Annotated in this window: 1 protein-coding gene; it reads right to left on the bottom strand. The window is 56.3% G+C overall.

All coding sequences use genetic code 11. The features are described from left to right. A partial coding sequence (locus ACXJ5O_RS27970) for an FGGY-family carbohydrate kinase (RefSeq protein ID WP_457302757.1) occupies positions 1-1,065 on the bottom strand: 1,065 nt, incomplete at both ends.

Here is a 1,065-nt window from a genome sequence, read left to right on the forward strand (position 1 = left end):
CCGTTTCAATGTCCGCATAAAGCCCGCTTGCAACAGCGCCACATATGGCAGCACCCTTGGCACCGAATTCCGTACCGTTGGCTATCTCAACGGGAAGGTTTAAGCCGTCCGCGAACATCTGCGCCCACACATTGCTCCGCGACGGTCCTCCAGCGAGCCGCACGACGTCGGGGATGGCGGCATCAGGTCCTTGCAGGTGGGTCTCAAGGTCGTACTTGTGCGCAAAGACAATGCCTTCATAGACGGCTCGCATCACGTCACCTAGATCGTTGTCAGCCGTCAGACCGAGAAAGCCTCCCGGAGCACCTTGAGGACCGCCAAAAAGGAAAGGGAAAAACAAGATATCGTTGTCCTTCTTGAGGGCGATATCTACCAATGCGTTGCAAACATCATAGATGGATTTACCTTCCTGCAAGGCGCGATCACCCTCTGCTGAAAGCATCGTCTTACACATCCATTCCAGGTTGCTTGCCGATGTGGGCGTGGCTGATGTCGCAAGAAAGGTCCTGGCAACCGGGTAGGCCGCTTGAATAGTCGGTAGCGGGTTCAAGGTTGGGCGATGATGTAGCGTGGAGTTGATACTGAATGTTCCCGCCACAACGGCCAGCTGGTTGGGAGCCGTGACACCTGACGCAAGTGCGCAGCCCACTACATCGTAAACGCCCCGCGCCACGGGCGTACCGGCAATTAACCYAGTCTGACGTGAGGCAGCTTCGCTCAGACCTGCGGCAATATCTGTCGATGGCAAGACCGGCGGCAGCTTACCGATCCACTCGCCGAGGCCGAGCTGTTCAAGTGCGGTGCTCGCGATTGTACCGGTATTGACATCAATAATACCGGCACAGCCGCCGTCCGTTGCATCCGTGGAAATATCGTTGCACAGCCGCATCCTCAAAAAGTCCTTGCATAGAAGGACGTGTGCGGCGCGGTGGAGTGTCTGTGGTTCAAATCGCGAGAACCATGCCAGCAGAGCCAAGGTCTGTCCGGGCCATATCTGCTGTTGTATGTGTGTCGAAAGATCCTTCGACAGACCTGTCTTCGACCATTCATCAATCAGGGCAGTGC

This window comes from Phyllobacterium sp. P5_D12 (assembly GCF_054049495.1).